Source organism: Rhizobium sp. BK251, from assembly GCF_004345245.1.
In the GTDB taxonomy this organism is placed as follows: domain Bacteria; phylum Pseudomonadota; class Alphaproteobacteria; order Rhizobiales; family Rhizobiaceae; genus Rhizobium.
On the sequence record NZ_SLUQ01000001.1, the window covers coordinates 223,500 to 236,105 of the forward strand.

The following is a 12,606-nucleotide window of genomic DNA, read 5'->3' on the forward strand; positions in this document are numbered from 1 at the left end:
TTGCCTATTGAGCCGGCCGCTGCATCATGACGGAGAGGGAGGAAATGACCGGATCCGGCCACGAGCCTCCCACGAAGAAGGGCAGCATCGGCAGGTCGTCCGCGCGCGATACGTCGGTTGCCTCGAGCGAGCCTGAAAGCGCAAGACCGTTCGTTCGATAGGGAACGACACCCGAAAGCGTCAGGCTCTGAACCGGCCCGTTGACGGCGAGTTTGCGGACCTCGGCCGAACCGTTGGCAAAGCTTGCGTCGATGCTCATGCTGTTGAAGTCGAAGGATGCGCTTGCAGCATCGCTGAGCGAAAAGAACGCCTTCTCGGCCGCAAGCGTGCGAAACATCCCGATATCCAGCTGGCGGATGAAGCCCGGACCGGAGGAAAAGCGCACCCTGCCGGAAACGTCGCTCATGCCGGCATTCCAGATCGGCTTTGAAGTGCTGAGCGAAAGGTCGAGCGAGCCGTTTGCCCGCGGCAGCGGCCCTGCAAGCCCCAGCCGGTCGATCAATGCGGTGAAATCGGCATCGTGCACCGAAAGCTGCAGCTTTCCGCCGCCGTCAAAATCCCGTTCGGTCACTTCGAGCCGCGCCGTGAGCTCGCCGTTCTCGAACTGGCTGTCTCCTATGTCGAAGGTTGCCTTGCCGGCGGTGACCAGGACGCTCGCTCCGACATCGTCGAGCGAGAAGGGCTCCAGCACGGCGCGCCGGGCAGAAAGGCGCAGGTCCAGTTCCAGGCTCTTCAGCAGGTCGCCGTTCAGCAGACCCGGCTGTTCACCATCGGCGGCGAGCCGCAGGGAGAAGGCCGCCAGGAATGGGCTCAGATTCATCTGGTTGAAGGCCAGGGTCGCACCGATCTTTGGCTTGCCGGCTGAAGTGTAGGTGAAATCCATGATGCCGGTGGCGGTCGCGTCATTGACTGCGAAGGTGAGATTGCTGAAGCGCTGCCCCATCTCGATGCTCGACACGTCCGCGCTCAGCGAGACGTTTCGAATGCTCTGCGCCACCGGCAGCTGCTTGCCGCTCCAGGAAAGGAGGGCGGGCACGTCGGGTACGCTCAACTCGACATGTCCGGCCAAGGAGGAGACGCTCGAGACGTTCGCAACTCCATCAAAATGGGTCGTGACGAGGTTGGAGGAGAGCGAAGTCCTGACGTCGGCATTCTTTCCGGCAAAGAGAAGGAGCGGCTGCATCGAGCTGAAATCGAGTTTCAGATCAAGGCCGTTCACGCGCGCAATGATGACAGCGCCGAGCGTTCCGGAAAGCCTTGGCCAGTTGATGTCTGCAGCGACGCTGTCGAAGCGATAGACCTTGCCGGTAACCTGGTCGGTTACGTCGAGCGTCCCGTCCTCGACAGTCAGAGAGCCGATTTCTGCATCCAGGCCGGCGTCCAGCGTCTCGCCGCCGCCTGATCCTGCCCGGGCTCCGGCGATGGCGCGCGCCAAAAGGCCTTCGTTCGTCCAGTCGATCAGGCCATTCTCGTCCCGGACAAGATGCAGGCTGGGGCGCGTGAAATGAAATTCGTGGAACACGACCTGGCCGCGCAGGGCTGCAAGAAGGCTAAAGTCGGCCGCCAGGCTGTCCACATGCCCGAGCACCTTGTCCGGCCCGGGAAGACGCCTGCGGATGGTCACCTGGTTCAACGTTATGCGCGGCGTGGGCCAGAATTCGAGGACCGGCGTGCCCTCGATCTCGGCGGTGTAGCCAGTCCAGTTGGACAGCGCATCCTCTATGCCGCCACGGACGAGACCGGTCGAGATCAGGAAAGGAGAGGCGATGCGAAACGCGGCGAACAGCCCCAGCAGGACTAGCAGGGTGATTACCGAAATCCGAGTGAGCGGGGCGAGCCAGCGCGACGCTCCTCTCACCGACCGCGGCCATCTTCTTTTCCTTGACGCCGTCATGACCTCCACCGGGTTTTGAACCGGCCGCGCTGCACTTTTTTCCTGCTTGCCCGGATATCTGAAATGGCGAACATATGCAAATGCCGCCGGCGGGACAGCGCGTCTTCCAGGTCACTTTATAATGCGTTGCAGCATGGTATATAGGGCCGAATTGGTGGAGGAATGGAATGCAGGATAACGAGCCGCTCTGGGTGCCCTCGCAAGAGCTTCGCAGTCATAGTCCGATGTTTGCGTTCATGCAGCAATGCAATCAGAAACTGGGACTTGGTCTGTCCGGCTACGAGGATCTGCATCATTGGTCGATCGCCGATCGTGAGGCCTTCTGGGTGGCGCTCTGGGATTTCTGCGGCGTCAAGGGAAGCAGGGGCGAGCGCGTCCTCGTCGACGGCGACAATATGCTGCGGGCACGGTTCTTCCCGGACGCCGAACTGAACTTCGCCGAGAACCTCCTGAAGGAGAGGGGCGATGGCAACGCCATCATCTTCCGGGGTGAGGACAAGGTTCGCGACCGCTGGTCGTGGGATAGGCTTTCCGGGCTCGTCTCGCAGCTGCAGCAGGCATACCGGGCGCTCGGGATAGGCGAGGGCGACCGCATCGCCGCGATGATGCCCAACATGCCGGAGACGATCGCCTGCATGCTGGCCGCAGCTTCCATTGGTGCTATCTGGTCCTCCTGTTCACCCGATTTCGGCGAGCAGGGCGTGCTCGACCGCTTCGGCCAGATTGAACCCAAGCTTTTCATCGCCTGTGACGGTTACTGGTACGCAGGCAAGCTGCAGGACGTGAAGGAGAAGGTTGCCGCCACAGCGCAGCGCCTCGGCGTTCCCTCCGTCATCATTCCCTATGCCGGAGATGCGGCTGCGGTTGCCGCGGCAACTGAGGGTGCCAGGACGCTTACGTCCTTCGTCGCCCCGTTCGCGCCCAAGCCGGTCGAATTTGTCCGGCTACCGTTTTCGCACCCGCTTTATATCCTGTTCTCGTCTGGAACGACCGGCGTGCCGAAATGCATTGTCCATTCGGCCGGCGGAACGCTGCTCCAGCATCTGAAGGAGCATCGCCTCCATTGCGGCGTCGAGCGCGGCGATAGGCTTTTCTATTTCACCACCTGCGGCTGGATGATGTGGAACTGGCTTGCGAGCGGGCTTGCCTCCGGGGCCACGCTCTGCCTCTACGACGGCTCGCCCTTTGCGCCGGATGGCAACGTGCTGTTCGACTATGCGCAGGATGAGAAGTTTGCCGTCTTCGGCACGTCCGCGAAATACATAGATGCCTTGCGAAAGAGCGGTCTGACGCCCCGCACCACGCACGATCTGTCGAGCCTGAGGCTGATGACCTCCACGGGCTCGCCGCTTTCGCCTGAAGATTTCTCCTTCGTCTACCAGGGGATAAAGACCGACGTGCATCTCGCATCCATATCCGGTGGAACGGATATCGTCTCCTGCTTCGTCCTCGGCAATCCGCTGCAGCCTGTTTGGCGCGGCGAGATACAGGGGCCGGGGCTCGGCCTTGCGGTCGAAGTCTGGAATGACGACGGCAAGCCGGTCCGCGGCGAAAAGGGCGAACTGGTCTGCACGAAGGCGTTTCCTTCCATGCCGATCATGTTCTGGAACGATCCCAAGGGCGCGAAATACCGGGCCGCCTATTTCGAGCGCTTCGACAATGTCTGGTGCCATGGCGACTTTGCCGAATGGACGGTCCATGGCGGCCTCATCATCCACGGGCGTTCGGATGCGACGCTCAATCCGGGCGGCGTCCGCATCGGTACGGCCGAGATCTACAACCAGGTCGAGCACATGGAGGAGGTCGTCGAGGCGATCTGCATCGGCCAGGATTGGGAGAATGACGTCCGCGTCGTCCTTTTCGTGCGTCTTGCGCCCGGCATCGCCTTGAGCGACGACCTCGTCAGGGCGATCAAGACACGCATCCGCACTGGCGCCTCCCCGCGCCATGTGCCCTCGAAGGTAATTGCCGTGGCCGATATCCCCCGCACGAAGTCCGGCAAGATCGTCGAACTCGCCGTCCGCGAGGTCGTCCACGGACGCCCGGTCAAGAACAAGGAGGCGCTCGCCAATCCCGAGGCGCTCGAGCTGTTCGCCGGCCTGAAGGAATTACAGGACTGAGCCCGCGCATCGGCGCGGTCGCTCGGCGGCAAGATATTCGCCAAGATGGTAATCCTTCGTTAGGAAAGGTTTGCCAAAGGTGAACCAACTTGGGGCCGCCGCATGAATCGGGCGGCTAGGAGCCGTACGGCTCCCGCAACATGACGTTAACCGACTCGAGCTTTCGTTGAACAGCATCACTTGAAAGGCGGCTTCGGCCGCCTTCTTTTTGCGCGTTCCTGGCTTTGGCGGCGTCAGTTGGCGAGGACGCGCGGGGAGGGGAAGGTGACCTCCACGAGGGTGCCCTCGTTCGGCGCGGAACTGATGGAAAAGATCGCGCGATTGGCGTCTACCATCGCCTTTGTCAGCGGCAGTCCAAGGCCGGTGCCATCGCCGCGATTGCGGGAATTCGTCGAAACCTGCCGGAACGGCTTGAGTGCCTGTTCCAGTTCCGTGCGCGTCATGCCGATGCCGGTATCGCGCACGCGAAGCACGACGCTGCCATTCGCCTCGTAGGATGTCGAGACGACGATCTGCCCGCCCGACGGCGTGAAGCGGATAGCGTTCGAAAGAATGTTCAGCGCGATTTGCTTGATGGATCTCAGGTCGCCGACAATGTTCGGAACCGCTTGCGAGAGTGCCGTGCGGATGATGACGCGCTGGGCATTCGCCTGCGGCTGCACCAGGGAGACGGCCTCGGAGATCGCCTCGTTCAGCCCGACCGCGGAGAATTCGAGGTCCATCTCGCCGGCCTCGATCTTGGATATGTCGAGGAGGTCGTTGACGATGTCGAGCACATGCCGTCCCGAACGGCCAATGTCGTTCGCATATTCGATGTAGCGCGGATGGCCGATCGGGCCGAACCGCTCGCTCGACATGATATCCGAAAACCCGATGATGGCGTTGAGCGGCGTGCGAATCTCGTGGCTGACCCGCGCCAGGAAGTCCGTCTTGTGAGCATTGGCCGTTTCGGCTGAACGCTTGGCATTGCGCAACTCGTCCTCGGTGCGCTTCCACTGCGTGATGTCGCGGATTACGGCGCAGTAACCGCTCGAGGAGTTCAGCCGTCCCATGGTCATGAAGAGCGGCACGAAGCCGCCGGACGCCTCGCGGCCGATAACCTCGCGGCCGTCGTTCAGCACGCTCGCCACGCCATGTCCCGAGAGCCCGCCGAGATAGTCGAGCACGGCCTTCTGGCTCTCATGGGCGAAGAGCATGACGAACGGCTTGCCGCGCGTTTCGCCTTCGTCATAGTTGAAGAGCGCACTGGCCGAACGGTTCATCGAGCGGATATCGCCTTCGGCGCCGATGACGACGACGCCGTCCGTCGCAGTCTCCAGGATCGATTGAAGCTCCTCGACCTCGACCTGGAGCTTTGCCACCTTCCCGACCATGCGCTCGGAGCGACCTTCGTCATGCGCTTCCGGCTGCGTCTCCGCGACATCAGGCTCCGCCACTGCGGTCTCGACCGGCATCAAGGCCAGGAGCAGCGCGCTTGCGTTCTCCCAGCGGATCGACTGGAGCCGCGCGGTCACCGGTACGAGCGTGTCGTCGGACGTGACGAGCATCATGCTGCCCGGTCGCTCCGTTTTTCCCTCCAGGTCCTGACGCTGCAACAGAGCGTCGATTCCGCCGATCTCGGCGAGTGCCTCAAGCGTTTCGTAGCCGGTCAGGCGAAGGAATTCCGCATTGCCGTATATGAGCTCGTCGCCGGCGTGGACTAAGATTGCGACCGGCATCTGGTCGATGACATCTGCCGTCAGGCCGTCCCTCATCTTCGCACGAGGCGGAATATAGCTGTTCAATGCGTCGCGAGGGCTGACGGCCTCAGCGGCTTCGGCTACCGTTTCTTCGGGCGTGGCATCCTGTTGCGCGACTTGCTCGGTCTCGACCGGGTCCTCCGCGCTGCTTGCGGGCGCTTGATCGACGGCAGCAGCGTCGGCTTCCGGCACGCTCTCTGCCTGGGACTGCGCCGCCCCGGCGGCTGGCGCCGCATCGACAGTGTCCGTATCCGCTGAAGCTACCTCTGCCTCCGGCTCAGCATCCTGGGTGCCCAAAGGCTGGAGTTGCCTCGCGATCTCGCGGAAAGCGGCCTGCTCGGACGCGGAGAGACCCTCGCCAATCGTGGTGCGCCGGCCATGCAGCCGGACAACCTTGTCCGGGAGACGCCGGTTCCTGCTCTCGCTTATGCTGATTGCCGGCGGTTCCGCGACGAAGCTGTCGCTTGGCGACGCATCTTCCGCTGGAGGCTTTTCGCTCGCGGCCTCGGGGGCGGTCGCTTCCCGCGCGGCTTCGCTTTGGTCCGGCGCGGCTTCCGGGGCGGAGGCCCCGAGCGTCAGGCCGAGCTTCCTGCTGTCCTCGGCGGCGTCGGCAATGCGCACGACACCGAAACCGCGGAAGCCGTCGAACTCGCGGCTGCGCGTATAGGTCGGCAGCGCCGCGAGATCGACCGGAACGACAAGCTCGGTGCCCTCCACCGGCCAATAGATGGTCTTTCCGGACCAGGTGTCGCGCCTTGCGAGCAGTTCGGCAATCCTGCCGTCCGGATCGAGGTTGAAGCGCCGGGCCACATCGGCGAAGTCCAGCCCGATGACATCGGCTGCGCGCGGGCCGACCGCTTCCGCAAATTCATGCGACACTTCGCTGAAGCGTCCTTCGGCATCGATCTTCCAGACGAAGCGCGTGGCACGGCCCTGTGGCTGGAAGACGAAACCTTCGGTATCGGTGCGCTGCGGCTTCTCAATTGTATGGGGCACGGCCTCTGCCGCGCTCTTCGCCGGCTCGGCATCTGGTGTTGGCTCGGTGGGTTGGGTCGGTTCGACTCGTTCCACCTCCTCCGGGAGGGCTACAGGCTGAGCATCTTCGCTATGCGCCTCGTCCTCGGCGCTCGCGTCCGCATCCCCGTCATCGGAGACGGTGCCATGGGATTCCGTCGCGGCGACATCATCCGTGTCGTCGGCCGTTTCTTCGGCCACGGCTTCGATGTCGTCCTCCACATCCTCGATACCGGCAACGGCATCGATCACACCTGCGAAATCCTGAGGTGCGGCCGGAGTGGGTTTCTCTTCAGCCGCCTTCACCTCGCCGGCGAAGTTTTCCACCGGATCCAGATGGCCGATGATCGTTTCCACCACGAAGAACAGGTTGAGGGCGGGTTCCTCCGAAAGCTTGCCGACAGCGGCAGGTAGGTAGCCCTTGCCCGTGGGGATGGGGCGCTTCACCAGTCTGTCGGGGTGTGCCCCGGCCATGGTGACGAGCGTCTTTGCCGTATGCTGGGTTACGCCGAGGGCCGCGAATCGCGCGGAAGCAGCAAGGATCTCGCCCTCTTCGCCGACGACGGCCGTGTGCGTATCCGGATCGTCGAAGCCTTCCAGCATCTTCGCTGCGCGTTTCTCGAGCGTGAGTGGCCTGCCGGAAAAGGGCGCGGAGAAAAGGACGGCCCGCTCGCCCTGCTGGATGCTGATCAGTTCGGCCAGCGCCTGCACGGGCAATTGCCGAAAGCCGGAAGTGACGCGGATGATGAAGTTCCTGCTGTCGCCGATCTCGGCCAGCTGCTGCGCCGCAGTCTCGACCTGCCGAAAGGAAACGTCGGAGCGCCGGGCTCCCTGGTCGAGGAAGTCGTAGATCGAATCACGGCCGAAAAGCTCCGCGCCGCCGCCGTTCGCCCAGAGAACCCGCGCCATGTCGGCTGAAAAAAGCGCCATGGCTTCGCCGCGGGCAAAGCGGTCCCGCACGCGGTCATGGACGGCGATATCAATGAACGGATACTGGATTGCGGGCATTCTTCAGACCTGTTGCTCGGAATACGGGCCGTTGCAAGCTTAACGCTTTATTAATAACGGCGCATGGCAAACCGGTCCAGCGCGAGCCCGTCCTTTCGCCCCGCAAGGTTAATGTCTTGTGCGACGCACAAATATGTTGCAATGCACAATGAGATTCTCTATATAAGCACTATCCGATTAATTCGGGCGTCTGGAGTGGCGCCCCAACGGGAGAGTGACAATGGCTACCATAAAGACAGACGACGTTTTTTCAATGGCCTCTTTCGACCCGGCCAAGCTTACGGAAAGCTTCCGTGACTTCGCCGAAAAGGGCGCACAGCAGTCCAAGGACGCTTACGCCAAGATCAAGACGGCCGCTGAAGAAGCCGGCAAGACGCTGGAAGCAACCGTGCAGAATGCACAGGCAGCTTCCATGGAAATCAGCAAGAAGACGCTCGACGCGTTTCGCACCAACACCGAGAACTCCTTCGCCCACGTCGAAGCGCTTCTCGGCGTGAAGTCGGTTGCGGAACTCCTGGAACTGCAGACGGCATTCGTGCGCAAGCAGACGGAACTCGGCGTCGAGCAGGTAAAGTCGCTTCAGGAAGTCTCCAAGAAGGCTGCCGAGAAGCTGGCCAAGCCCGCCAAGGAAGCCACCGAAAAGGCCATGGCTGCCTTCAAGGTCGCCTGATCCCGCGATATTCGCAGCAAATGGAAAGGCTGGACCTCGTGTCCGGCCTTTTTGTATAATGCCCATCTTAGGACTTGAAAAAAAAACGAAGTCCTCGTATGTGACCCTCGTCGCGTTCGCGCGGCTTGTGCGGTTGTAGCTCAGTTGGTTAGAGCGCAGGTTTGTGGCACCTGAGGTCGGAGGTTCGAGACCCCCCAACCGTACCATTCCCTCCCTTTTTCGATGTCCAGTTAATCCCGTCGGGGCGTGAGAGTGTGTCCCGCACTGCGGTTGCCCATCCGGCCCAAGGCCGTCACCACTCAGATCAGGATGAGCTTCTTCACGATCGAGAGAACCTCCTTGAAGGGGATCTGCGAGAAGCCGACCAGCGCGTAGGGGAGCAGGGCGGCTGCCGCGAGCGGCACGATCGAGGATCGGCTCGTGAGCGTGGGTGACAGCTTCCTGGCGCTTTCGAAGAGTTTTCCAGGGTCCTGCGGTTCCGCAGCCGGGTCGAATTCATCCGGATTGTCGGCCACCGTGTTACGGCCGAGCATCTTCTTTTCGAGCTTTCGCTGGTATTGTGTGGCCTGGGTGCTGCAGGCCATCAGGCTGGCCTCCTTCAGTTCGCGGAGCGGCTTCCTGAAGGCCGAAAGGGAAAATGCGAATAGCGCCACCACGAAAGCCAGCCATACCATCATGCCGGTCGTCAGAGTCGAGGGGATGAGGGCCTGCCCCGAAAGATGCTTGGCGAACGCGGCTGCCGCGGCCGCGCTTACTCCGAGGACGAAGACGGCATAGGCGTTCGGATAGTCCGCCAGAAAACCGAGCCCCCCGTGGCTGTCCGGATGGCTGGCGACGAGCCGAAGCCTGAGGCCGGCAAATGCCCGCAACAGCATGGCCCAGACCAGGTGGCGCCATAGCCCCCTCAACATTAGGAACCAGAACAGTGGAAGGCTCACGAGAGTGGTCCACCAGCCGGCGAGCGTGATGTGGTTTCCATCGACGCCATGAACCACCGCCCAGGAGGTATGATCGAGGCGGAAAAGATGGCCGAGCGACCATGCTGCCGCCAGGTAGCCGAGGAGGACGAAGAGCCATTCCGCCACGCGTGAATCGCGTCGGTTCAGCGCCTGGTCAATCAATCCGGCAGCAGCAGGAAAAGCACTGGGATCAAGAAGAGGAGCGGCGAGAAACTGCCGCAGGCTGAGCCTGAGCCTTTCCTCCACCTGCTTTTCTGAGAGCAGGAATGCGGCGATGGCAATCACGTATTTTCCCCACGCGCCTATGTCCGTGAGATATGAATTGCCGAACGGCAGCTCCTCCGGTCCCATGCTGCCCGGCAATGTGAGGACGAGGGGAACGAGCCAGGCGATGCCCACGAAGATCAGGGCGCGCCTGCCGGCATTCAGCGACGCTTCCCAGATCAGGCCAAGCCGGCGCTGCAGATTGAAGAAGGGGCCGCCTCGGTATGCGAGGTATTCCTGCATGATTCAGACCTCATCGCGATCCCGGGCGAAGTGTGGCTTCAACGGCTGGCGAAGGACGCCCGCGCCGGCGAGTGCCGGCGCGAATGTCGAAGGGCCGGTTTCGCGTCAGTCCTCCACGACCTTCCAGCGGTCGTCCGGGTTGAAGGTGCGGATCCCGGCCGCAATCTTTTCAGTGTCGTCGCCGAGGTCGGCCTCGTAGATCGTGCCGTTCTTGTTGACGACGAAGGTCTTCACCCCGCTCAGCCCGTATTTGACGGGCCAGGCGACGAGCCCGAAGCCGGCGATCATGTTTCCATTGATGACGTAGTCGAACTTGCCGCCGGCGATGTTATCGCCCTGGCTCGTCAGGATGCGGTAATGGTAGCCGAAATAGCCTTCTCCTGCCTTGGCCTTGGCACGCACGTCGGCATCGGCGAAGGCCGCCGCGGCAGGGCTTTCCTCTCCATCGCCCTGTTCGGTGGGCCAGTAGAGGCCGTCTTCGTGCCCCTCGCTGCTGATCAGCCTCTGCGCATATTCGAGCACGCCGTCGCCGTCGTGATCTTCCTCGGCATATCTTTCCTGCGCTTCCACATAGTTGCGCAATGTGTCGATCGTCGCGAGCTCGTTTTCGCCGACGTGGCGGTCGGCTATTTCTTCAAGCCCCGCGAAGGTGTCGAAGGCCCATTTTCCGTCGCTGCCCTTAGCGATCGGGAATGGAAGTGGCCACAGTTCGTCACCGATCTCTAGAACCTTGTCGCCCCGGACATCCTCGACGACGACCTTCTGCTTCACGCCGGCCTGGATATCGGCATAGGTTTGCAAGGCGCCTGCGCTTGCCCGGGCTTTGGCTGGGTCGAGACCGAACAGGTTTGCAAGCTTGTCGAAATCGCCGGTGCCGACTGTCGACTTGAAGGCCTCGACGGCCTGTTCCGGTGTGTCGAAGGTCGGTGGTTCCTCATCGGACGCATAGTCGGAGAGAGCCGTGTCCGCATCCTGCGCAAGTGCAGGGAGAGGCAGGGCAAGGCCGGCAAGCAGGGTCGCGCCAAGAAGCGAACGGGCGATTATGTGAGTGGTCAGATTTCCCATGGTAGCCTCCTCCTGTTCAGCGACGCCCGCGTCCACCACCACCACCGCCGCGGTGGACCTGGCGTCCACCACCGCCGCCGCGATGCATCTGACGCCCGCCACCGCCGCCACGTTGCACCTGACGCCCCCCGCCGCCGCGATGGGCGCCGAGCGACTGACTGCCGCGATTGGCTGAGACCTTGGTGCGTCGTCCATCGCCGACCTGGCCCATTGCAGAAGGCCTGCTGCGGTTTGCGGCGCCCTCCGGCCGTCCACCGGGCCGCGGCCTGTCGATATTTCGGTTGCCGGCGTTGCCTCTGTTGGCGACGTTCTGCCGAATGTTGTCCCTCTGGCCAGCGCCCGCCCCGGCATTGGGCCGATTGGCCTGGATTTCCCGGCCTATGTCTCCGCGGTTGATGTTGCCTCCGCCTGCCTGACGGTCGCGCACGCGGTCGGCATCAATCTTGCTCCGGCGCACATCGTCCACCGAGATCCTGTTGGCGGCTCGGTCGCGCGTCGAAACATCGCGTCCCTGGCGTATATCCTTGGCGCGGTTCGTGAGGTTGTTTTCACGATTCTGCTTGAAATTGTTCTTGAGCTGGTTGCGATCGACATTGGCGAACTGGCTGCGGTCGAAGTTGATCTTCGAGCGATCGACGTTCTTCCAGTCGATATTGTTCATTTTGAACTTGTCGCGGTCGATATTGTTCAAGCAGTTGTTGCAGTCGATATCGATGTCGTTGCCGCCCCAGCGGCCGCCCCATACGCCCCAATCATTCCAGTCCACCACGGACGCCCAGACCGCGCCGGTAATGGCAGCCGCGAAGAAGGTCGCGGTGGGGTAATAGTAATTGGGGTAGGGGTCGTTGTAGTAGCTGATGGGCGCTGGCGCGTAACCCGGCTCGTAGAGCATTTGAGGCTCATACCGGGGGATGTAGATCTTTTCCGGATTGGCCGCCTGGATGACGACGTTGTCGCCCTCGTTGACGACCTTGATCTTCTCGTCGGACTTTATGATCCCGTCGGCAACCGCTTTGTCGCGAAGGCTCTGGATCGCAATCAGCACGTCCTTCTGCTGATATGTCAATGCGTTGCCGAGCGCCTGCGTCCAGTCAAGATCGTCGCTCATCATCTTGACGATCTCGGGATAGTTGAGCAGCGAAATGACGCTGCCGTCCCAGCTGTCCTTCGGCTTCAGGTCCTTGTTCTTCTTCAGCTCTTGCAGGAAGCGTTCCGCCTCGATGATCTGCAAGGGATAGAGCGAGGCCGATGTGACGAGTGCCACGAGTTCATCCGGATAAAGCGCGATCCGCGCGACGAGCACTTCGAGTTCGTCGTCGCTCAGAACATCTTCGGGCTCCTCTCTTTCCGCTTCCGCGCCCTGGGTGGCCGCAGCCGCATCCTGGGCAAGAGTTCCGCGTAGCACGACTGGATTGGCTGACATTAACACTGCTAGGCCGGCGACGCTGACCGATCGGCCGATCAGCTTGAACAAAGGCATTGGCATTGGTGCTTCTCCCCGCGCTAAGCGCTCTCACGCTAGATATGCAAGTGTCTGCTTCGATTGCGCTGCCACCACGCCTGAGCCGTGGCTGCAGATATTGCCGTGTTTTTCGAAGGGCATGGCAAAGCTTTGCGGAAACGCGATCCC

At 62.1% G+C, this 12,606-nt stretch carries 7 protein-coding genes and 1 tRNA gene; 3 read left to right on the plus strand and 5 right to left on the minus strand.

The window, feature by feature from the left end; genetic code table 11:
* Nucleotides 1–4 precede the first annotated feature (4 nt).
* Nucleotides 5–1,894 (minus strand): AsmA-like C-terminal region-containing protein, encoded by a 1,890-nt coding sequence (locus EV286_RS01080; RefSeq protein ID WP_132955152.1) that lies wholly within the window; start codon nucleotides 1,892–1,894, stop codon nucleotides 5–7.
* A gap of 167 nt (nucleotides 1,895–2,061) precedes the next feature.
* On the opposite strand from EV286_RS01080, the gene EV286_RS01085 reads away from it, so the two are divergent.
* Nucleotides 2,062–4,014, plus strand: a complete 1,953-nt coding sequence (locus EV286_RS01085) for an acetoacetate--CoA ligase (RefSeq protein WP_132955153.1) — start codon at nucleotides 2,062–2,064, stop codon at nucleotides 4,012–4,014.
* A 233-nt stretch (nucleotides 4,015–4,247) separates the two neighbouring features.
* Here the strand turns inward: EV286_RS01085 and EV286_RS01090 are convergent, their stop codons facing one another.
* Entirely contained in the window at nucleotides 4,248–7,775 is a 3,528-nt protein-coding gene (locus EV286_RS01090; protein WP_132955154.1) for an ATP-binding protein, read from the minus strand.
* Between the two features lie 220 nt (nucleotides 7,776–7,995).
* On the opposite strand from EV286_RS01090, the gene EV286_RS01095 reads away from it, so the two are divergent.
* On the plus strand, nucleotides 7,996–8,445 hold the full coding sequence (locus tag EV286_RS01095; RefSeq protein ID WP_132955155.1) for a phasin: 450 nt from the start codon (nucleotides 7,996–7,998) through the stop codon (nucleotides 8,443–8,445).
* A 129-nt stretch (nucleotides 8,446–8,574) separates the two neighbouring features.
* A tRNA-His gene (locus tag EV286_RS01100) sits at nucleotides 8,575–8,651 on the plus strand.
* Between the two features lie 93 nt (nucleotides 8,652–8,744).
* On the opposite strand, the gene EV286_RS01105 is transcribed toward EV286_RS01100, so the two are convergent.
* The 3 genes from EV286_RS01105 to EV286_RS01115 all read right to left on the minus strand — a co-directional run bounded on the left by EV286_RS01105 (nucleotide 8,745) and on the right by EV286_RS01115 (nucleotide 12,462).
* Nucleotides 8,745–9,911, minus strand: a complete 1,167-nt coding sequence (locus EV286_RS01105; RefSeq protein ID WP_132955156.1) for a hypothetical protein — start codon at nucleotides 9,909–9,911, stop codon at nucleotides 8,745–8,747.
* 105 nt (nucleotides 9,912–10,016) lie between these two features.
* Nucleotides 10,017–10,976: a DUF2950 family protein gene (locus EV286_RS01110; protein ID WP_132955157.1), complete on the minus strand. Its 960-nt coding sequence runs from the start codon at nucleotides 10,974–10,976 to the stop codon at nucleotides 10,017–10,019.
* Between the two features lie 16 nt (nucleotides 10,977–10,992).
* Nucleotides 10,993–12,462 (minus strand): DUF3300 domain-containing protein, encoded by a 1,470-nt coding sequence (locus EV286_RS01115; protein WP_132955158.1) that lies wholly within the window; start codon nucleotides 12,460–12,462, stop codon nucleotides 10,993–10,995.
* Nucleotides 12,463–12,606: the final 144 nt, after the last annotated feature.

What these genes read in the sequence shown, in the direction of transcription:
- EV286_RS01080 (WP_132955152.1), bottom strand. Translation starts at nt 1,894, where the DNA reads ATGACGGCGTCAAGGAAAAGAAGATGGCCGCGGTCGGTGAGAGGAGCG.
- EV286_RS01085 (WP_132955153.1), top strand. Translation starts at nt 2,062, where the DNA reads ATGCAGGATAACGAGCCGCTCTGGGTGCCCTCGCAAGAGCTTCGCAGT.
- EV286_RS01090 (WP_132955154.1), bottom strand. Translation starts at nt 7,775, where the DNA reads ATGCCCGCAATCCAGTATCCGTTCATTGATATCGCCGTCCATGACCGC.
- EV286_RS01095 (WP_132955155.1), top strand. Translation starts at nt 7,996, where the DNA reads ATGGCTACCATAAAGACAGACGACGTTTTTTCAATGGCCTCTTTCGAC.
- EV286_RS01105 (WP_132955156.1), bottom strand. Translation starts at nt 9,911, where the DNA reads ATGCAGGAATACCTCGCATACCGAGGCGGCCCCTTCTTCAATCTGCAG.
- EV286_RS01110 (WP_132955157.1), bottom strand. Translation starts at nt 10,976, where the DNA reads ATGGGAAATCTGACCACTCACATAATCGCCCGTTCGCTTCTTGGCGCG.
- EV286_RS01115 (WP_132955158.1), bottom strand. Translation starts at nt 12,462, where the DNA reads ATGCCAATGCCTTTGTTCAAGCTGATCGGCCGATCGGTCAGCGTCGCC.